This is a genomic window from Achromobacter spanius (assembly GCF_002966795.1).
Lineage (GTDB): Bacteria > Pseudomonadota > Gammaproteobacteria > Burkholderiales > Burkholderiaceae_B > Achromobacter > Achromobacter spanius_D.
Map to the genome: position 1 here is coordinate 5,185,318 of NZ_CP023270.1, position 19,686 is coordinate 5,205,003.

General features: G+C 68.1%; 17 protein-coding genes. 6 read left to right on the forward strand and 11 right to left on the reverse strand.

Features of this window, described 5'->3' with window-relative positions:
- The first annotated feature begins 12 nt into the window (after positions 1-12).
- From ykgO to CLM73_RS23530, 3 genes are read left to right on the forward strand one after another with little or no spacing between them, the layout of a single operon-like run.
- On the forward strand, positions 13-159 hold the full coding sequence (gene ykgO, locus CLM73_RS23520) for a type B 50S ribosomal protein L36 (RefSeq protein WP_043548342.1): 147 nt from the start codon (positions 13-15) through the stop codon (positions 157-159).
- Positions 159-1,280: an NAD(P)/FAD-dependent oxidoreductase gene (locus tag CLM73_RS23525; protein WP_105240475.1), complete on the forward strand. Its 1,122-nt coding sequence runs from the start codon at positions 159-161 to the stop codon at positions 1,278-1,280. Before ykgO ends, CLM73_RS23525 begins: the two co-directional genes overlap by 1 nt.
- Positions 1,274-2,281, forward strand: a complete 1,008-nt coding sequence (locus CLM73_RS23530; protein WP_105240476.1) for an arsenic resistance protein — start codon at positions 1,274-1,276, stop codon at positions 2,279-2,281. The genes CLM73_RS23525 and CLM73_RS23530 overlap by 7 nt, the downstream gene beginning before the upstream one ends.
- Here CLM73_RS23530 and CLM73_RS23535 read toward each other — a convergent pair.
- The 11 genes from CLM73_RS23535 to CLM73_RS23585 all read right to left on the reverse strand — a co-directional run bounded on the left by CLM73_RS23535 (position 2,265) and on the right by CLM73_RS23585 (position 17,448).
- Complete coding sequence (locus CLM73_RS23535) at positions 2,265-8,396, reverse strand: autotransporter outer membrane beta-barrel domain-containing protein (RefSeq protein ID WP_158685919.1); 6,132 nt, start codon at positions 8,394-8,396, stop codon at positions 2,265-2,267. The genes CLM73_RS23530 and CLM73_RS23535 overlap by 17 nt on opposite strands.
- Positions 8,397-8,560: 164 nt before the next feature.
- Complete coding sequence (locus tag CLM73_RS23540) at positions 8,561-9,076, reverse strand: lipocalin family protein (RefSeq protein WP_105240478.1); 516 nt, start codon at positions 9,074-9,076, stop codon at positions 8,561-8,563.
- Positions 9,077-9,087: 11 nt separating this feature from the next.
- On the reverse strand, positions 9,088-10,170 hold the full coding sequence (locus tag CLM73_RS23545; protein WP_105240479.1) for an SAM-dependent methyltransferase: 1,083 nt from the start codon (positions 10,168-10,170) through the stop codon (positions 9,088-9,090).
- Positions 10,171-10,181: 11 nt separating this feature from the next.
- Positions 10,182-10,949, reverse strand: a complete 768-nt coding sequence (locus tag CLM73_RS23550) for a DUF1295 domain-containing protein (protein ID WP_105240480.1) — start codon at positions 10,947-10,949, stop codon at positions 10,182-10,184.
- Positions 10,946-12,220, reverse strand: coding sequence for an SAM-dependent methyltransferase (locus CLM73_RS23555; protein WP_105240481.1), 1,275 nt, complete (start codon positions 12,218-12,220; stop codon positions 10,946-10,948). The genes CLM73_RS23550 and CLM73_RS23555 overlap by 4 nt, the downstream gene beginning before the upstream one ends.
- Positions 12,217-12,993 (reverse strand): DUF1365 domain-containing protein, encoded by a 777-nt coding sequence (locus CLM73_RS23560; protein WP_105240482.1) that lies wholly within the window; start codon positions 12,991-12,993, stop codon positions 12,217-12,219. The genes CLM73_RS23555 and CLM73_RS23560 overlap by 4 nt, the downstream gene beginning before the upstream one ends.
- Positions 12,990-14,255, reverse strand: coding sequence for an NAD(P)/FAD-dependent oxidoreductase (locus CLM73_RS23565; protein WP_105240483.1), 1,266 nt, complete (start codon positions 14,253-14,255; stop codon positions 12,990-12,992). Before CLM73_RS23565 ends, CLM73_RS23560 begins: the two co-directional genes overlap by 4 nt.
- Before the next feature lie 2 nt (positions 14,256-14,257).
- The gene (locus CLM73_RS23570; RefSeq protein ID WP_105240484.1) at positions 14,258-15,205 is read right to left on the reverse strand and encodes an acyl-CoA desaturase; all 948 of its coding nucleotides are present in this window, start codon (positions 15,203-15,205) and stop codon (positions 14,258-14,260) included.
- A 68-nt stretch (positions 15,206-15,273) separates the two neighbouring features.
- The gene (locus CLM73_RS23575) at positions 15,274-16,173 is read right to left on the reverse strand and encodes an alpha/beta hydrolase (RefSeq protein ID WP_105240485.1); all 900 of its coding nucleotides are present in this window, start codon (positions 16,171-16,173) and stop codon (positions 15,274-15,276) included.
- Positions 16,174-16,231: 58 nt separating this feature from the next.
- Complete coding sequence (locus CLM73_RS23580) at positions 16,232-16,906, reverse strand: anti-sigma factor (RefSeq protein ID WP_105240486.1); 675 nt, start codon at positions 16,904-16,906, stop codon at positions 16,232-16,234.
- The gene (locus CLM73_RS23585; protein ID WP_056558708.1) at positions 16,903-17,448 is read right to left on the reverse strand and encodes an RNA polymerase sigma factor; all 546 of its coding nucleotides are present in this window, start codon (positions 17,446-17,448) and stop codon (positions 16,903-16,905) included. The genes CLM73_RS23580 and CLM73_RS23585 overlap by 4 nt, the downstream gene beginning before the upstream one ends.
- 210 nt (positions 17,449-17,658) lie before the next feature.
- Here CLM73_RS23585 and CLM73_RS23590 point away from each other — a divergent pair, with 210 nt between their 5' ends.
- From CLM73_RS23590 to CLM73_RS23600, 3 genes are all read left to right on the forward strand, one after another.
- Complete coding sequence (locus tag CLM73_RS23590; protein ID WP_105240487.1) at positions 17,659-18,207, forward strand: DUF3455 domain-containing protein; 549 nt, start codon at positions 17,659-17,661, stop codon at positions 18,205-18,207.
- Positions 18,208-18,314: 107 nt separating this feature from the next.
- Complete coding sequence (locus tag CLM73_RS23595; protein WP_105240488.1) at positions 18,315-18,884, forward strand: sigma-70 family RNA polymerase sigma factor; 570 nt, start codon at positions 18,315-18,317, stop codon at positions 18,882-18,884.
- Positions 18,881-19,606 (forward strand): anti-sigma factor, encoded by a 726-nt coding sequence (locus CLM73_RS23600; RefSeq protein WP_105240489.1) that lies wholly within the window; start codon positions 18,881-18,883, stop codon positions 19,604-19,606. The genes CLM73_RS23595 and CLM73_RS23600 overlap by 4 nt, the downstream gene beginning before the upstream one ends.
- Positions 19,607-19,686: the final 80 nt, after the last annotated feature.

The window sequence follows — 19,686 nt, forward strand, 5'->3', positions numbered from 1 at the left end:
AAGGAACCCATCATGAAAGTGCTTTCCTCCCTGAAGGATGCCAAGACGCGCCACCGCGACTGCCAGGTCGTGCGCCGCCGCGGACGGATCTACGTCATCTGCAAATCGAACCCGCGCTTCAAGGCGCGCCAAGGCGGCGCCAAGAACAGGAACGCGTAATGCATCGCCTGGATGTCGCGGTGGTCGGCGCCGGCGCGGCCGGCATCGGCATGGCCTTGGCCCTGCAGAAGATCCCCGGGCTGAAGTTTGGCGTGCTGGAAGCCGGCCGCGTGGGCGAATCGTTCCGGCGCTGGCCGGCGCAGACCCGCTTCATCACGCCGTCCTTTCACAGCAATCCGTTTGGACTGGCCGACCTGAACGCCGTCAACGAGCCCAGTTCGCCCGCCATCCACAGCGGCGCCGAGCATCCCAGCGGCATCCAGTACGCCGACTATCTGTCGTTCATCGCCAAGGGCCATGAGCTGCCGATCGCCGGCGATTGCAAGGTCGAGGGCGTGGGCGCCGTGCCCGGCGGCGGCTTCATCCTCGATACGCCCAAGGGCAAGCTGCAGGCGGGCTTTCTGATCTGGGCGACCGGGGAATTCCAGTTCCCCGATCTGGCGCCGTTTCCCGGTGCGCAGTGGTGCCCCCACTACGCCCAGGTCGCGGACTGGTCGGCCTTCGACGCGCAACGTTACACGGTCATCGGCGGCTACGAGAGCGGCATCGACGCGGCAGTCAATCTGGTCGCGCTGGGCCGCACGGTCCGCCTGCTGGCACGCAAATCGACGTGGGACCCGCAAGCCCCGCACGATCCCAGCCTGTCGCTTTCCCCCTATAGCCGGCAGCGGCTCTACGCGGCCGTCGACACCGGCAGACTGGAGATCGTCTTCAGCGTCGATGTGATCGGCGTGACGCAGCACGCAGGCGGCGGTTTTCGCATCCATGCCGGCGACGGCCGGTACTGGGACGAACCGCAGGCCCCGATCCTGGGCACGGGATTCATCAAGGGCGGCGGCGCGCGGCAGATCGCCGAACTCTGGGACTGGGACGCCGACGGCCGCGTGCTGTTGTCGGAGGCCGACGAATCGACGATCACGCCGGGCCTGTTCCTCGCCGGCCCGCAGGTCCGCCACGACAACCGCATCTACTGCTTCATCTACAAGTTCCGCCAGCGCTTCGCCATGATTGCGCAGGGCATCGCGCAATGCCTGGATCGGGACGCGAGCGCGCTGCAGATGCCCGGCGGCGCCTGGGGTCCGTTCGGCAACAGCGAATGCTGCGAGGGCTGCGAATGCTGAAGGCGCTCCCGGCCCTCATCCGGTCGTCATGGATATCGGTGCTGCTGGTGGGCAGCATCCTCGCCGGTTCGCTGATCGGCCAGGCGTGGCCGGGTGCGGGCGCCGCGCTGGGCGAGCAGGTCGACCGCACGCTGCTGATGCTGGTCGGACTGCTCTTTTTCGGCGTGCGCTTCGAGGCCGCCGCGCAGTTGCGCGGCAACGCGCGCGTGCTGGCACTGATTCTCGCGGCAAACTACCTGCTGGTGCCTGCCATCGGCTACGCGATCGCGTCCGCCGTGCTGCCGTCCCAACCGCTGTTCATGGTTGGCCTGATGATCTACTTCATGGCGCCCTGCACGGACTGGTTCCTGGGCTTCACGCGCCTGGCCCGCGGCAACGTCGCGCTGGGCACGGCGCTGATCCCCATCAACATGGTCGTGCAGCTGCTGCTGTATCCGGTCTACCTGCATCTCTTCACGCGCAATGCCGTCCAGGTCGAGGCCGGCATCATCGGCGACACGCTGCTGAACTGGTTCCTGGTTCCCTTCGCCGCCGCCGTGCTGGCGCACTACGGCCTGCGCGCGGTGCTGGGCAACGAACGCTTCGGACGTCTGCTGGATCGCGTGGATCGCCTGACTCCATGGCTGATCGCGCTGCTGGTCATGGAGATTTTCGCGGGCCACATCGCGGTCATTCTTGAACATCGGGCCGTGTTCGCCTGGTTGCTGCTGGCGGTCTTCATCTTCTTCGTTCTGACGTTCGTCCTTGGAGAAGGCATTGGCCGGTTGGCACGGCTGGCCTATCCCGAACACGCCCTGCTCACGATGAGCATCGCCTCGCGCAACGCGCCCTTGATGCTGGCCGTCACGATGGCCGCGCTACCCGGCCAGCCGCTCGTCTACGCGGCGTTGATCATCGGCATGCTGGTCGAGTTTCCACATCTGACCGTGCTGCAACGGGTGCTGCTTGGACAGCGGCGGCACGCGGCAAGCTTGCCCAGCGCCATCAGAACGGCACCATGACCTTCAACGTGCCGCTATTGCTGCGCACCCGCTCCGAAAACTGTCCGTCGTACTGCAGGCGGAAATCCACGCCCCCCGCCCGCGCCACATGCAGGCCCGCCCCCACCTTGCCCACGACGTTGTCGATGGGCAGCGACGTGTCGAACGATCCCGTGCCGGCCGGCGCGCCGCGCAGGCGTGCGGTCGAGGTCCAATCGTCCTTGGACAGGAACGACACACCGGCATACACGAAGGGCCGCAGGATGGCGCCGTTGGGCAGCTCGGCGCGTCCGCCGAATTCGATCATCGGCGACAGGCCCAGGATGAACTGGTCGCTGCTGTCGACCGACAAGGCCAGCGGATTCGAGCCCGACTCCTTGTATCCCGGCATGCGGGTATAGCTGGCATCGAAGTCCAGGTAGGGCTTCACATACATCTTGTCGAAAGCAAACGTGCGCGCGGCGCGCAGACGGGCGTTGAACCCATAGACATCGGGACGGCTGGTCAGCGTGTCCTGGTATCCCGCGATGTCGATGTTGCGGTCCATGCGATAGCCGCCGTAGCCGCCGCCCACCGCTGCCGAGAACACCCACTGGCCTGCTTCGCGTTTGACCACCGCGCCGACGTAGCCGCTGTCGCCGTTGCCGCGCACGCCGCCATCGGAAGCGCGCACCTTGCTGTTTTCGTAGGCCATCGAGCCGCCAACGAACCAGCCCGGGCTGACTTCACGCTGGCCCCCGAACTGATAGGTCACCGTGTCGTAATCAAAGCCCGCCGTGCCCTTGCTGCCGTCCTGGTTGGTGTAGCGGCCCGTGACCTGACCCCAGAAGCAATTCTGCTCGCCCGTCAACGCATCGACGCCGGTGAACGTGGGGCACGACATCATCGCGCCGGTGAACTGCCCCAGGTTGGCGGCCGACTGCACCGCCGGAGCCGCCGTCACGCCCGGCGACAGGCTGGCCACACTGGCCCGATAGGCGCCCGCCCCCTGCCGCGAGGTCTGGTCCAACTGCCCAAACAGCGGCGCCAGCGCGGCATTGCCGCCGGCATCCCAGATGCGCTGAAGCTGAGCCGCGACCTGCCGCTGGTTCGACTTCAGGCCCATCGACGGCGCATTGAAGTCCGCCGCCGCCACGCGGATGCGCGTGGTCTGGCCGACCTGGCGCGTGGCGTAATCGAAGACCGGACTGTCCACCGCATCCACGCTGCCTTGGGAATCTCCCTGCACCGTCAGCACCGTCAATTCGCGATCCGGCAGGAGCGCGGCGGCCTGCACGTCGACCTTGCCGTTCAGGTCGCCGTTGCCCCGCACCACCAGTTGCGACGCGCGCATCTGGTCGAAATCCACATCGGCCCGCATCACGCCGCCCGCGGACTGGCTGAAATTGCCGCTGACGGTCAAGGCCTCGAACTGGCCCGGCGAGCCGATCACGATCAGCCCCGAGTTGGCGACGTTGGCCTGGTAGGTCACCGCTTGGTTGACCACACCGCCCGACTGCACGATGTAGTTGCAGGCGTCGTAGGAATCCGTGTTGCCGCAATACACATTGCCGGAGACGGTGCCGTAGACGTTGAAGGTCAGGAAGGACCCCGCCGCCGTTGAGGAATCGCCGTTGAACGTCAACGCCGTGTTCGACAAGGCGCCGAGTGAGCCGCCTGCATTGACGTTGACGACGCTGTTGCGGCCGCCCAGTATCCACACGCCTTTGCCGCTGTTCGTGCCGCCCGTCACGCTGCCGTTGATGTTGACCGTGATGGCCTGTTCGCCTTGTCCGCCCTGGCTCTGCGCCATGATGCCGGTCGAATCCGAGCCCGTCGCATTCAGCGTCCCGCTCTGGTTGACGGTCACGCTGCCGGCAAAGCCCGTGCTGCTGCCCACCGACCCGGCAAAGCCCCCCTGCGGTCCGCCGGCCAGCCCGCCGCCGCCGCCGATCGACTGCGCGATGATGCCGTAGGAATTGGCGCCCGAGGTCGAGAGCCGTCCGCTGTAGGACACCGACACGTTGCCGGCAGTACCGGAACTGAACGCGGTCGGCAGGAACCCGGCCGAGTTCGTGGTGATGAGTTTCGTCGTGTCGCCCAGGATGCCGCCGCCATCCGCGATGGACTGCGCCACGACGCCGTGCGCGCCCGCGCCGTGCGTATTCAGGGTGTATTGCAGGTCTACGTTCACCGCGCCGCTGTTGGCATTGCCGCCGCCCAGCACCGTCGTGCCCACGCCCGTCGCCGTTCCTGACGAAACAATTCCCCCGCCGCCGCCAATCGATTGCGCGATGACACCAATGGCCCGATCACCGTAGGTGTTCAGGTTCAGGCCGGTGGACGCATTGATTGAGCCACCGGCTCCGCCGGGACCGCTGCTGCCCGCATGCAGGCTGAACTGCTGGCTGCCGGGCTTGGCGGCCGATGCCGTGCTGCCGGCCATCGCAATGCCACCGCCGCCGCCAATCGATTGCAACACCAGTCCGTGCGCACTGTCGCCGGTGGTCTGGATGGAGGCATAGCTGCCGCTGGTCACCGTGATGCCGCCACCCACGCCGCCAACGCCACCCGTGGCCCCGACGCGCAGCGAGCCGTGCGCCAACGGCGATCCGGTGGCGCCCATGCCGCCGCCGCCGCCGATGGACTGCATGACGATGCCCATGGCGCCATAACCCGCCGTGTTGAAGCTGTTGGTGCCGTTGCCGTTCAGGAAGGCAACGATGCTGTTGCCCGCGCCGCCGCTTCCGCCCGAACCGCCCACGGAAATCGACACGTTGGACGAAGAGATGCTGGATGACGCAGTCGATGCGCCGCCCGCTCCGCCGCCGCCGCCGATGGATTGCAGCACCGCGGCGTCGGCGTAGTCGCCGAACGTAGTCGTCGAAGCGCCGACGCTCGCGGCATTGGAAGTGGTTCCAATCGCGCCGCCATTGCCGCCCGCGCCCCCATTGCCGCCCACCGACACGTTGAACTGATACGTCGTGCCGGAATCGCCCAACGCGTCCGGCGAATTGTTCTCGCTGGTTCCGCCGACCGCGCCGCCCAGGCCTCCCGAGCCGCCGATGCTCTGCACCAGCAACCCGTCCGCATCCGCCCCATGGGTGGTGACGTTGCCGTCGCTGTTCAGGTTGATCGAGCCACCGTAGCCGCCGCCCGAACCGCCACGACCCACCGACACGTTGCCCGTAACGTCGGTCTTTCCGTCTTCGCTTTCGCTGTTGACGGCCACCCCGATCTGGCCGCCTTGCGACGCCCCACCGCCGCCGCCAATGGACTGCACCAGCACGGCGCGCGCGCCGTCGCCGTGCGTGACGATTGTGCTGGACGGATCGACGGTAAGCGCCGCCGTGCCGCCCTGTCCGCCCGAGCCGCCGTTGCCTCCCACGTTTGCCGTGATGGAGACGTTGGCGTCCACATTGGGACTGCGGCCTGTGGCCGAACCCACGCCGCCCGAGCCTCCGCCGCCGCCGATGCTTTGCACCACCAACGCATTCGCGGAATCGCCCCACGTGGTGATCGTGCTGCCCGCCAGACTGAGCGTGGCGTTGCCGCCGTAGCTGCCGGACCCGCCGCTGCCGCCCACCGTCGACTGCACGGTGCCGCCCACGGAGTCGCCCGTGCCGACGACCGTCGACAGCGCCGAGGCGCTGCCGCCCAAGCCGCCGCCCCCACCGATGGATTGCACCAGCACGCCCTGCGAATTGGCGCCGTAGGTCGTCAGGATCGAGTTGTTGATGGCCGATGAGGCCGTGCCGCCCGCGCCGCCGCTGGCCCCGGACCCGCCCATGGCGAACGTCACTGCGACGCCGAACGACGCGTCCTCGTCCGGCACGGCGATCGCCAAGGCCTTAGCCACCGATGCGCCGCCAGCCCCCCCGCCGCCGCCGATGGACTGCACGACCACGCCGTGCGCGTCGCCATTGGCGGTGCCCGACGATCCGGTCGTCAGGCTTGCATTGGAAACATTGCCCGCCGCGGTACCGCCCGCGCCCCCGTTGCCACCGGTGCCCCCCACCGCGACCGACATGGCAAACCCGACGCTGGCGTCGTATGAAGACGCGGCGCCACCGGTCCCGCCGCCGCCGCCGATGGACTGCGACACGATGCCGTACGCATGGTCGCCGCTCGTGTTCAAGGTGTAGCCATTCAGACCCACCGTGGACGCGCCGCCGTTGCCGCCGCCGCCGCCCTGGCCGCCGATGACAGCCAATCCGCTTGCCGCGCCGCCGTCCCCGCCACCGCCCCCGACGGACTGGCCCAGAATCCCGATCGACCCCGCCCCGCTGGTGCTCAGCGCACCAGACTGGCTGACATTGACCGTGCCGCCGGACACCGCCGTGCCGCCCGCGCCGCCCAATGCGACGATGCCGCTGCTGACGCCCGCGGTTCCGCCGCCGCCGCCGATGGCCTGCGCCGAAATCCCGTGCGAGGACTGTCCGGTGGTCGAGATCGTCGACTGGCTGTTGATCGTGACCGAGCCGCTGGCCCCGCCGATGCCTGCGTCCGTGCCCGCGTTGCCGAACAGTTCGAAGTTGGCGGTGGTAGTGCCACCCACGCCGCCCATCGACTGGCCAAGAATGCCGATGGAGTAATCATTCAACGTCTGGATCGTGCCGCCGGTAGTCGTGACCGTGACTGCGCCGCCCGCGCCGCCGCTGCCGGCATTTTCAGGGGTGAAGTCGATGATGCCGCTGCTGGTCTGGACACCGCCGCCCGCGCCGCCCAGGCTGCTGGCCGAGATGCCGGTGGACTGCAAGCCATTGGTGCTGATGCTGGCATTGCCGTTCATGACGATGCTCACCATGCCGCCATTGCCGCCCACCGCGCCGTTGCTGTCCTCGCGGCCCGCGCCGCCGTTGCCGCCCTGCGTGATGACGCTGACACCGGGGATGTAATTGCCGGAGGTCGTGATCGACGACCCGCTGTTCAGCGTGACGGCAGTCGTACTGCCGCCGTTGCCGCCGCCGTATCCGCCAACCTCGCCACTGGTGTTGGAGACCGTCTGCGGGCCCATGCCGCCATTGCCGCCGAGCCCGATGACAACGATGCCGCCGGACACTTGCGACAGGCTCGTGGGTTGCACCGTCGACGAGCTCGCCACGGATACCTGTCCGTTGTTCACGACGGTCAACGCGCCGAACTGGCCGCCGGTCCCGCCGTTGTCGCTGCCGTCCTCGGACGTGATGCCGTTGCCGCCCTGGCTCAGCACATACAGGCCACGCACGCTGCCCACGGCCGATCCATTGACATTCACGGATACGCTGCCGCTATTGGTGATGATCGTCGGGTTTGAGGAATTGGCCCCGCCCGCGTTGGCGCCATTGCCGTTATCGTGCCCGCCGTTGCCGCCGATGGATTCGGCGCCGATACCCCACGCATAGCGTCCCGCGCTGCCGCTGACCGAGACTGTGGCGGAGTTTGAGATATTGACGATATTGCTGTCACCGCCACCGCCGCCGAACTGGTCGCCCGACCCCGCACTGTCCTGGTCCCCGCCCAGCGCACCCACGCTGGCGCCATAGAGGCCCACGCCGCCATATGGCAGATTCGAGACGCTGACGTTGCCGCTGTTCGTGATCGCTACGGCAGAGCCTGCGCCGCCCTTGCCGCCGTTGCCCCCGCCCACCGTCGTGACATTGGCATTGGCGCCGATGCCGCCGACCGAGGCGCCATAGATTCCGAACTGCGCGCCCGAATCCGCCCAGATGCCCGGGCCGCTGCCCTGGGCGCTGGACGTCGGCGAATTCTGCACCGTGATCGACCCGCCGTTGTTGTTGATGGTGATGGTGCCGCCGTTACCGCCATTCGTCGCATTATTGCTGGTATCGCTGGACCCCATGCCCCCCGTCAGGCGAACGAAGATGCCGCCCTGCGGGGCGCTGGGTTGCAGCACGGCGCCGTCGTTGACCACCGTGTAGTTGCCGCCATAGCCCCCGACGTTGTCGCCGGAGCCGGCGCTGGCGGTATTGACCACGTAGACCTGCGCGCCCGCCCCGCCCTGGCTGGACGAAATGGTGCAAGTGGTGGAATTGGAGGGGTTGGTGTCGACGCCCGGACAACTCAGCGCAGCGGCCGCGGGCTGCGCCACCGCCAGCCCGACAGCAGTGACCGAAAGCATCTCCAGCCAGTCCGCCGGGCGCGTCAGCTTCTTCATCTTCAACCCCTCGCATGCGGGCTCCGTAACAACGGGCCGCATAAGTTTTCTGATTAATTCTGCTCTCGGCGTTTTTAGCACGCGGTGCAACGGACGGACCGGGTATTTTTGCAACGGTGCTTTCGGGGCCGCGCAATGACGTTTTCACACCACGCCGGTCATCGTCACCCGCAGCGTTGCGGCACCTTGCGCGGCGCTTCCGTGTAACCCAAAGCCGTCACCCTGCTCAGCAGATCGGCGTAGACGGCGTCGTCCAGGCACGGCGTCCTTGCCATGATCCAGACGTAATCGCGCTTGGAACGGCCAATGATGGTGGTCTCGTACGACTCGTCCAGATAGGCGATGACGTACTCGGCCTTGATGGGCCAGATGAACTGCATGCCCCACACCGCGTTGCCGGTGCCAGGCCGCACGGTGGCCACCGGGTGCATGGTGTCGATGGGCGCCTCGAAGCTGCCATCGCGGTAGCGGAAATCGGTCTGCACCCGGCCGTCCGGCAACAGCCGGTAGCCTTCCACCGCGTCGTAGGCATTGCGCTCGGGCCAACTGGGGATGTGCGCGATCACAAACCAGTCGCCCATGAAACGGTCCAGGTCCACGTGGGCCACCGGCGGCATGGGCGGCGGCGACGCGCAACCGGCCAGCAGGGCCGTCACGCCGATGCACAAGGTTCGCAACATGATGGTTCTCCTTAAGGCCGCGTGTAGCGGTAGTGCGCGACGCCCCACTGCTGGCCCTCGTCGTAGCCGAAGAGCTCGGCGCATGCCATCCAGAACATGCGCCAGCGCTGGTGCCACAAACCGGCCAACGGCGCGCCGTAAGCTTCTGCCAACGCCTCCCGCGCCGCTTCCCGGCGGGCATCCTGGTTGGCGAGCCAGTGATTGGCGGTGCGCGCGTAATGGGTGCCGTCAAGAAACCAGCGCTCCTCAAGCGCGAGGTCTTGCTGAAAGTGCAGCAACGTCTGGGCCGACGGCATGATGCCGCCGGTGAAGAAGTGCCGTCCCATCCAGTTGCCGGCGCCGTCCGTCTCAAACGGATAGGCGCGTTCGCGGTGCGCGAAGATGTGCACGAACAGCTTGCCGCCGGGCCGCAGCCACTGCGCGATGCGCGCCATCAGGTCCTGGTAGTTGCGCATGTGCTCGAACATTTCCACCGAGACGCAGCGGTCGAAGGCGGCGGCGGGCAATGCCAGGACATTGACGTCGCAAGTCACGACGCGCACGTGCGACCAGCCGCGCTCGCGGCAGCGCGCCTCGATGTGCTGACGCTGGGAAACCGAGTTCGACACGGCGGTGATGCGCGCGTTGGGATAGCGTTCGGCCATCCACAGCGTCAACGACCCCCAGCCGCAACCCAGCTCCAGGATGTCCTGGCCGTCGGCCAGCTCGGCGCGCTTGCCGTACAGGCGCAGCATGGCGGTTTCGGCCTGGTCCAGCGTTTCATCACCCGTCGGGTAATAGCAGCTCGAATACTTCATGCGCGCGCCCAGGCAAAGCTGAAAGAACGCGGCCGGCAGCTCGTAGTGCTGGGCGTTTGCGGCGTCGGTATGGATGGCGACGGCGCTGGTGCGCAGGCCGGCGATGAGCTGGCGATCGCGCTCGGTCCACGCCTCGATGCCGCCTGCGTATTCCTGCGCAAGACGTTCGGCGCAGAGGCGCCGCATGCCCAGGCGCAGCAACGCATCGGGCAGCAGGCCTCGCTCGGCCAGGCCGAGCAGGCCGGGCGCGGGGCGGTCGGCAGGCAACGCAGTGTCGTGCAGAATGGCGGTCGTCATGGCATGCCTCGTCAGGATTTCGGGAACCAGGGAAAGAAGGCCGGCGTGCGGCGTTGGTAGTCGCGATAGTCGTCGCCGCGCGTGCGCAGCGCCTGTTGCTCGGTGAACGGAATACCGCTGATCCAGCGCAGAAACACATACATCAGCACCGGCCCCAGCCAGGCCATCCACGCCAGCGGTGATCCCCACGCCAGGGCAACGTACGCGAACCAGTGGCACCACTCGAAGAAATAGTTTGGATGCCGCGAATAACGCCACACGCCGCGGCGGCAAGTCAGGCCACGATGATTGGGGTTCTCGCGGAAGCGGTCGAGCTGGCGGTCGGCAATCACCTCGCCCGACAGGGCGGCCAGCCAGATCAGCAGGCCCAGCGCCACGGGCCAGCCTTGCGCCGGACTCGCACCCGCCGCCAGGAAGGGCAGGCAGAACAGCATCACCAGCCCTGCCTGGAACATGAACAGGCCGAAGAACTTGCCCTGATGACCCTGCCAGTGTTCGCGCAGGGCGCGATAACGGCCGTCTTCGCCGGCGCGCACGCGGCGCCACAGATGCCACGCCAGCCGCAGCGACCAGACGCCCGCCATCACCGCAAGGGCGAGCCTGGCGGTAAGGCTGCCCTCGCCGGTGGCGGCGATCAGCCAGGCGGCAGCGCCCATGCCCAGCGCCCACACCACGTCGACGATGCCCGCGTTGGCGCGGCGCCGCTGCCAGTCCCACGCCAGCGCCATGGCGGCGATCATGACCGCCGCGATGCAGAACCATTGCTGCCCGGTCGTCATGATGCCTCCCGCACCCAGCGAGCGCCCTCGGCGCGCGCCTGCGGATGCGTCAGCAGCAGATGCGCGACACCGATGGAGCGCTCGCGAAAGCCGCCTTCGCAGTAGGCCAGGTAGAACTCCCACAGCCGGCAGAAGCGCGCATCGAATCCTTGCGCCCGCACTTGGGGCTGCCGCGCCAGGAAGCGCTCACGCCAGACCTGCAGCGTGCGCGCATACGACAGGCCGAAGTCCTCCAGGTGCACCAGCGCCAGATCGCAGGCGCGGGTCTTGGCGCGCAGCATGGCGTCGATGGACGGAATGAAGCTGCCCGGAAAGATGTGGCGCTTGATGAAATCGACCGACGCCAACGCCTGCGCATAGCGGTGGTCTTCAATGGTGATCGCCTGGATCAGCGCACGGCCATGCGGGCTTAGCAGACTGGCGACCTTGGCGAAATACGCCTCCAGGAAATTCGCGCCGACGGCTTCGATCATTTCCACTGACACCACCTTGTCGTACTGGCCCTGCAGGTCACGATAGTCGCGCAGCACGACGCTGACGCGATCCTGCAGGCCGGCGGCGCGCACCCGATCGACCGCCAGGTCATGCTGCTCGCGCGACAGCGTGGCGGTGGTCACATGGCAGCCGTGATGACGCGCCGCGTGAATCGCTAAGCCGCCCCAGCCGCTGCCGATCTCCACCACGCGGTCCGAGGAACGCAGTGCCAGCTTGCGGCAGATCGTCTCCAGCTTGCGATGGGACGCGGCCTCCAGCGTGTCATCGCCGTCGGCCCACAGCGCCGACGAATACATCAGGTCGTCGGATAAAAACAGCGCGAAGAACGGATTGCCCAGGTCGTAGTGGGCAGCGATGTTGCGGCGGCTGCCATCGCGGGTGTTGCGGTTGCCGGCATGCCAGCGCCGCAGCGCCCAACCGGCCAGCCGCGCCAGCCCCGACTCCATGGCGTCCAGCGTGTCGCGGTTGCGCACGAGCAGGCGCACCAGTCCGACCAGGTCATCGCAGCGCCAAAGACCGTCGCCGTAAGCCTCGCCCGCGCCGACGCTGCCTTGCGCGGCCACCAGGCGGTAGAAACCCAGGTCGCTGACGCTCAGGCGCACGCACGGCTCGCCGCGGCCCAGCGTGGCGCTGCCCAGGCAATCCTCGATCAGCAGCCGGCCGTGATCCAGCGCCGCCAGGCTGGCAAACAGGCGCTGGCGCAGCAGGCGGTCTAGCGCCGTGGCGCGGCGGCTGGCCGCGACCGAGGCATGTTCCGAGGGCGTCATGGGTTTCATCGCGGTTCTCCGTTGGGCGTGCGAGGATGGTCGTAGACGGGATTGCGCTTGATCCACAGCCGCAGCGCCTGCCAATGAATGGCGCCGATGACTTGCAGCGTCATCAACGGGTAGCGCCACAGCAGGCGCGCCAACGCCGCGCCATCCAGGGCGCGGCGCTGAAGATCCAGGCGTGCGTCAAACTGCGCCACGCCCTCCCGACTGACGCGCATATGCACCCGCAGGTCGTCTGCGGGCAGGTTGAAACGCCAGTCGTACGCGCAGTCCATGGGCATGAAGGGCGACACGTGAAAGCGCTTGTCGAAGCGCCACGCCAGCGCGCCGCCCTCGCGCTCGGCGGTGGCGGCCGGCAGCACCACGCAATGGCGCTGCTTCCAGGGCGTATTGGTGATCTCCGCCACGATCGCCGCCAGCGTCCGGCCGTCGGCGTCAAAGCAGTAGTAGAAGCTCACGGGATTGAAGACGTAGCCGGCGTAGCGGGGGTGCGCCAGCAGGCGGATGGGCCCATCCGGCACGTCTCCCAGCTGCGCCCGCAGGCGTTGCCGCACCGCCTGCGCCAGCGGCAGGCCTTCGCCGGCGTCGAGATAATCGGCCCGACGCCATTGCGCCAGGTTGGGCCGCTCCACGGACCACAGCCAGCGGTTCTGGAACACGCTGTCGATCTCGTCGAGGTCCAGGTAAAGCTGCGCCATGCGGTAGCCGAAGCCATGCGGATGCGGATGGTGGCGCCGATGCGTCACCCGGCCCTCGTAGACGGCGCTTTGCACGTTCATGCCGCCTCCCTCGCCCACACCCGCGGCTGTTCCAGGATGCCGCGCACCACGTCCAGCGCGCTGGCCACGCCGTCTTCATGAAAGCCCCAGCCCCAGTAGGCGCCGGCGTACCAGCTGCGCCGGCGACCGGATATCTCGGTGCGGCGCGCCTGCGCGGCCACGGATTCGTGGGTGTACACGGGGTGGTGATAACGCATGCGCGCCAACACCTTGCCCGGATCGATGGCATCGCTGCGATTCAGCGTCACGATGAAGGGCTGCGGCGACCTGATGCCCTGCAGCAGGTTCATGCAATAACTGACCGAACACGGCGCGTCGGGTTCGGCCGGCACGTAGGCGTTCCAGGCGGCCCAGGCCTTGCGCTGGCGCGGCAACAGGCGAGCGTCCGTATGCAACACCACGTCGTTGTCCTGGTAGGTGATGGCGCCCAGGACTTCGCGTTCCTGCGGCGACGGATCGGCCAACAGCGCCAGGGCCTGATCGCTGTGGCAGGCGAAGATCACTTCGTCATGCTGTTCCTGACCATCGCGCGTCATCACCTGCACACCGCCCGGCAGGCGTTTGACGGCGCGCACGGCGCAGTTCAGCCGCTCGCGCACGGTCCATTGCCTGCGCATGGCGTCGATATAGCGGCGCGATCCGCCCTGCACCACGCACCACTGCGGCCGGCCGCTGACGCGCAGCATCTGGTGGTTCGCCATGAACCGCACCAGGTATCGCGCAGGAAATTCCAGGATGCGCGAGGCCGGCGACGACCACAGCGCGGACGCCATCGGAATCAGATGATCGGTGCGAAACGCCTCACCGTAACGGTGTTGCGCCAGGTACTCGCCCAGCGTGGGACCCGGTTCCGGCGCGCGCAACAGCGCGGGCGCCTCCCGGTAAAAGCGCATCAGGTCGCGCACCATGCCCAGGAATCGCGGCGACAGCAGGTTGCGCCGCTGGCAGAACAGCGTGTCCAGCGAGGCGGCGTTATAGGCCAGATCGTCCGCCTGCTTGTGCACCGAAAAGCTCATGGTGGTGGGCTGCGACGCCACGTCCAGCTCTGCCAGCAATGCCGTGAAATGCGGGTAATTGAGCGGGTTGTGGACGATGAATCCGCTGTCCACCGCATAGCGCCGGCCGCCCTGCTCGACCCTGTGCGTATGCGTATGCCCGCCCAGGTAATCGTTGGCCTCGTACAGCGTCACGTCGTGATCTCGGCCCAGCTTCCAGGCGCAGACCAGCCCCGCGATGCCCGAACCGATGATGGCGATGCGCATGTTCACTCCTTGGCGGCGGCCAGCGCCCAGGCCGGCACCGCCTTGAGGTCCCAGATGAGGCCGGTCGCCGCCAGCAGGCGCAGGCCGTACCAGGTGATATCGATCTCGCGCGCACGAAAGCCCTGGCGCGCCGACCCCGGATAGAAGTGATGGTTGTTGTGCCAGCCCTCGCCGAACGTCAGCAGCGCCAGCCAGGCGTTGTTGCGGCTGTCGTCTGCGGTGTCGTAGCGCCGCTTGCCGTAGCGGTGCGCCAGCGAGTTGATCGTGACGGTGGCGTGGAACAGGACCACGGTGGAGATGAAAAAGCCCCACACCAGCATCTGCGGCCCGTCGGTACCCAGGCCGGGCGCCACGCGTGCCAACAGCGCCCCCAGCCCGTAGCACCCCAACGCCAGCGCCAGCGGCACCGCCGCGTCGAAGCGGTCGAGCCAGCGCAGTTCCGTGTAGCCGCGCAGGTCCGGCACGCGCGTGAGGTCGGTGGCGAAGGCGCGGCGCGTCAGGAACCAGCCCATGTGGCTCCACCAGAAACCATGGCGACGCGGCGAATGCAGGTCATGCGCATCGTCGGCATGGCGATGGTGGTGGCGATGATGGGCCGCCCACCACAGCGGACCGCGCTGCGCGCACGACGCCCCCAGCACGGCGAACACCAACTGCATGCCGCGCGACGTGCGGAACGTGCGATGCGAGAAGTAGCGGTGATAGAAGCCGGTCAGGGCGAACATGCGCAACGCGTAGAGCGCCCCCGCCAGCGCCAGCGCAACCGGCGACACGCCGGTCCACAGCACACCCAGGCAGCCGGCGTGCAGCAAGGCGAAAGGCAAGGCGCGGGTCCAGTCGATGCGATCAAGGTCGACGCGATCGAGGTCGATCCGCGGCGCGTCCTGCGCCTGCGTATCGACCCAGCGCCGAATCGAAGCGGTCCAACCGGTAAGAACGGAGCGCATCATGCTGTCCTGTGGGAAACGTAGGGGGATATACGGGCGCGGCGCTGCCTCGGATGCGTAAGTGAATACCCTTACTTTCCCGATGAGGACGCGCAGGGGCGAGCGACGAACGCGCTGACGTCGTCGAGCACCGGTGCGCGCCAGCGCAGCGGTCGCGACAGCGCCCCCACCAGCAGCTTGTGGCCCAGATCGGGGTACTGCACCAACTGCGCACACGCGCCCGCATCCTGCAGGGCGTGCGCCAGGCTGACGCTGTTGCGGCGCGGATCGACCGTCGTGTCAGCGGTGCCTGTCAGCAGCAGACCGGGTGGCGCGTGGCTGCTGACATGGTGTATGGGTTGGGAGTCGGCCGGCGTGTCCGGATAGCCGAACACCGGTCGGACACCGCGCGCCACGATGGGCAGGAAGTCATAGGGGCCGGCCATCCCGATCCAGCCGGCAAGCGTCGCCGGGCTGGATCCGGCGCCGCTTAGCCAGCGCCCGTCCAGCGCCAGCATGGCCGCGATGTACCCGCCGGCGCTGTGGCCAGCGACGAATACGCGCGCCGGGTCTCCGCCATAGGCGCCGATATGGCGCTGGGTCCACGCGACCGCCATGGCGGCATCATGCAGGAATGCGGGAAAGCCGGCTTCGGGATAGAGGCGGTAGTCGGCGACCACGGCCACCATGCCGCGCGCCGCCAGCGCGTCGCCTACGAACCGGTAGTCGGCGCGTTCACCGCTGCGCCAGCCACCGCCGTAGAAGAAAACCACCACGGGCGCGCCCGTCGCCCCGGGTGGCCGGTAGACGTCCAGGCGCTGACGCGGCAATGCGCCGTAAGCAATGCCCGCCGTGACGCCGCTGGCGCCCTCAGGCACCGCGCCGTTGAGCAGCGTCAACGGGGAACAGGCGGACAGCAGGCCCAGAGCCAGCACAGCCACGGCCACGATGGCAAGCAGGCCGCGCGGGCAGGCGGCGATCCAGGAAGACATGGGGCACTCCGCAACGGAACACCCCTCTATACGCGGCCCGCCCCGATTTGGATGCGGCTCAGATCTTGAGCACGTCGCCCTTCATGATGACCGGTCCGGTGGGCTTGCCCGAGGGCGAGCCGCCCGGCGGTTCGAGCGTGATGGCCAGGGTCTGCCCCCCTTCCAGGCCTTGGGCGCGGGGCGGCAACGCCGTCAAGCCTTCGGGCGCCACCACCCCGACGGATATCGGCGCCTGTCCCGGCGGAATCACCCAGAGCTCCAGCGCCTTGCCGTCGGCGCGCGAGGCCAGATCCTGCAACGCGTGCACGTGCAGGCCGCCGCGCTCGTCGGCGCGCACCACCAGCATGGCCTGTGCCTCGGGGCTTTGCAGCACCGCCATCAGTTGCGTGCGCGCGGCGCGGTCAACCTGCATCGGGTAGATCACCACCCCTGCCACCAGCATGGCCGCCAGCGCGCCGCTCACCACCCGCCAAAATGCCAGGCCCTGCCAGCCGCGCCCGCCACCAGGCTTCAGGCGCGACTCGATGGCGCGCCACACGCGGCGCGGCGGCACCCGGGCCGGCAGCGACCATAACAGGGGGTAGATGTCGTTCTCCCACTCGCGCACCTGGCGGCGCAGGTTGGCGTCGGCGGCCATCAAGCCCTCGAAGCGGCGGCGCGCGCCCCCGCGCATGGCGCCGGCCACGTAATCCGCGGCAAGCCGCTCGCGCAGTTGAGGATTGGTGTAGTTCATGACAGACACCTCTTGAGCCGGTCCATGCCGCGCCGCACCCAGCTCTTGATCGTGCCCAGCGGGGCCTGCAGGCGGCGGGCGATCTCGCTGTGACTGAGGTCGTCAAAAAAGGACAGCGCGATGGCGGCGCGTTGCTGCCCTTCGAGCTGTTTCAGGCAGTCCGCCAGGCGCTGGCCGTCCTGGTCGCGTTGCAAGCGTTCGAACGGGCCGGGCGCGTCATCGGCCCAGGCTTGCGTCAATGCGCCGTCCGCGTCGGGGCGTTCCAGGTCCGGCCGGCGGAGCAGGTCGATGCAGCGGTTGCGCACGATGCGCGTCATCCAGGTCATGACTTGGCTCTGCTCCGATGAATAGCGGGCGGCGTTGCGCCAGATATTGATGAAGCTGTCCTGGAGGACTTCCTCCGCCCAGTCGCTTCGCCGCAATATACGTACCGCGAGGGCAAACAGATGCGGGGAAGTCTGACGATAGAGTTCCGCCAGCGCGGACTCCTGGCCGCGAGCGCATTCCTGTATCAAAGCCTGCAGACGAAGCGGATCGGGCATGGCGGATATCCGGGGTCACTGCTATCAGGCCGCGCGACAGAAATATGCCGCTCGGAGGACGGATGTCTTGCAGCGGATGATACAGGCAAGTCCGAGCCGCAAAATATTTCCCGCAGCCTGCATCCGATCGCGGCTCCCGCGTGTAGTACCTGCAACGGCGCACATTCCGTGCGCCGTATCCGCAGCGTTTTGTTGCGCAGGAGACCGCTCATGATGATTCGCCACACCCCCGCCAACGGCCTTTTCGCGGCCGCCCTGCTGGCCGCTTGCGGCATGTTGCAAGCTTCTCCGGCTCTGGCCGCCTCGCAAGACGCCCTGCCCGCTTCTGTTCAGGTACCCGCCGGCCACAAAGTGGCCTGGGAAACCGTGGGCACGGGCGACATCACCTATGAATGCCGCGCCAAGGCCGACGCCAAGGACCAGATGGAATGGGTCTTCGCCGGTCCGAAGGCGGTGCTGAAAGACCGCCAGGGCAAGCAGGTAGGCACCTACTACGGCCCGCCCGCCACCTGGGAAGCCGCGGACGGCTCCAAGCTGACCGGCACGCAGGTCGCCGTGGCGCCGGCCGGCGCGGGCAACCTGCCCTATCAACTGGTCAAGGCCAATCCCGCCATGGGCGCCGGCGCCCTGACCGGCGTCACGTACATCCAGCGCACGGCGCTCAAGGGCGGCGTGGCGCCGCAGAAGCCTTGCACCAAGGCCGGCGAACGCAGCCAGGTGTCGTACCAGGCCGACTACCTCTTCTGGAAGGCGAACTGACACCGGGCGGGCCGCGGTGGCGGCGGGAGTCCGGTAACATGCCCGGATACGCCGCCGCCCCGGGCTTGCCAGCCTGGTCCGCGCCCACCCCTTCCTGCTCTGCGCGCATGCCGAACCGACCCGATCCGGATTTCGATTACACCGCAGCCCTCGAGCAGTGCGCCGGGGGAAGCCGCGCGGCGCTGGAAGCCCTGTACCGCCACGAAGGCCCCCGGCTGCTGGGCGTCGCGCAGCGCATCGTGCGCGACCGCGCCCGGGCCGAAGACATCGTGCACGACGCCTTCGTCAATATCTGGCACCGTGCCGGCAGCTTCGACGCCACGCGCGGCTCGGCCCGCGGCTGGCTCTACAGCGTCGTGCGCAACCTGGCGCTGAACGCCGTACGGGACGGCCGCCACGAAACCGCCGTCGACGACGACACCGCCGCCGCGCTCGATGCCCGCGACGCGATCGACGCCTGGCACGACACGCGCGACGCGTTCGACTGGCGCGACAGCGCCGGCCGCATCGGCCCGTGCCTCGAACAACTGGAACCCGTGCGCCGCAACTGCGTGCTGCATGCCTATGTGGAAGGCCTGTCCCACAGTGAGATCGCGCAGCGCCTGGGCGCACCGCTGGGCACCGTCAAAGCCTGGATCAAGCGCAGCCTGAAAGCGCTGAAGGAATGCCTGGCATGAGCGCCCCGTCCCCTACCCCCGACAACCTGGACGAACTGGCCGGCGAATACGTGCTGGGCACCTTGTCCGCTGCGCGCCGGCGCGAGGTCAACGCCCGCCTGCCGCATGATGCCGCGCTGCGCGCCGCCGTCGACCGCTGGGAAGAACGCCTGCTGCCGCTCAGCAGCCTGGCCGCGCCGGTGGAACCATCGCCCGGCCTGTGGCCTCGCATCGCGAAAACGCTGGATCGCCAGAGCGCGGCCCGCCAAGCCGCGCAGCCGGCTCGCCCGGGCTGGTGGGACAGCCTGTTCTTCTGGCGCGGCGCGGCCGCGAGCGGTCTGGCCGCCGCCCTGGTGCTGGCCGGCACGCTCGCGCTGCGGCCCGCGCCAGCACCGGGTCCCGTGCAGTACATGGTGGTGCTGGTCGCGCCACAGTCGCAAACGCCGGGCTGGGTCGTGCAGGCCAGTGCCGGTCAGCGCGAGGTGCAACTGGTACCGATCGCGGCCATGCAGGTCCCGGCCGATCGTGCGCTGGAATTCTGGACCAAGGCCGACGACTGGGCCGGACCGGTCTCGCTGGGCCTGATCAAACCCGGAGAGCCCGTGCGCATCGCGCTGGACAAGCTGCCTCCGCTGGAGCCGAACCAGTTGTTTGAGCTGACGCTGGAGCCGGCCACCGGGTCGCCCACCGGCAAGCCGACCGGACCGATCCAGTTCATCGGGCGGGCGGTGAAGGTGATGTAGGACTTGAAAATTCTTGTGACAGGGTTGAATGACTTTGTAGCGTGTTAAGCAAATGATGGGCATATCATGCGTCCCCTTCA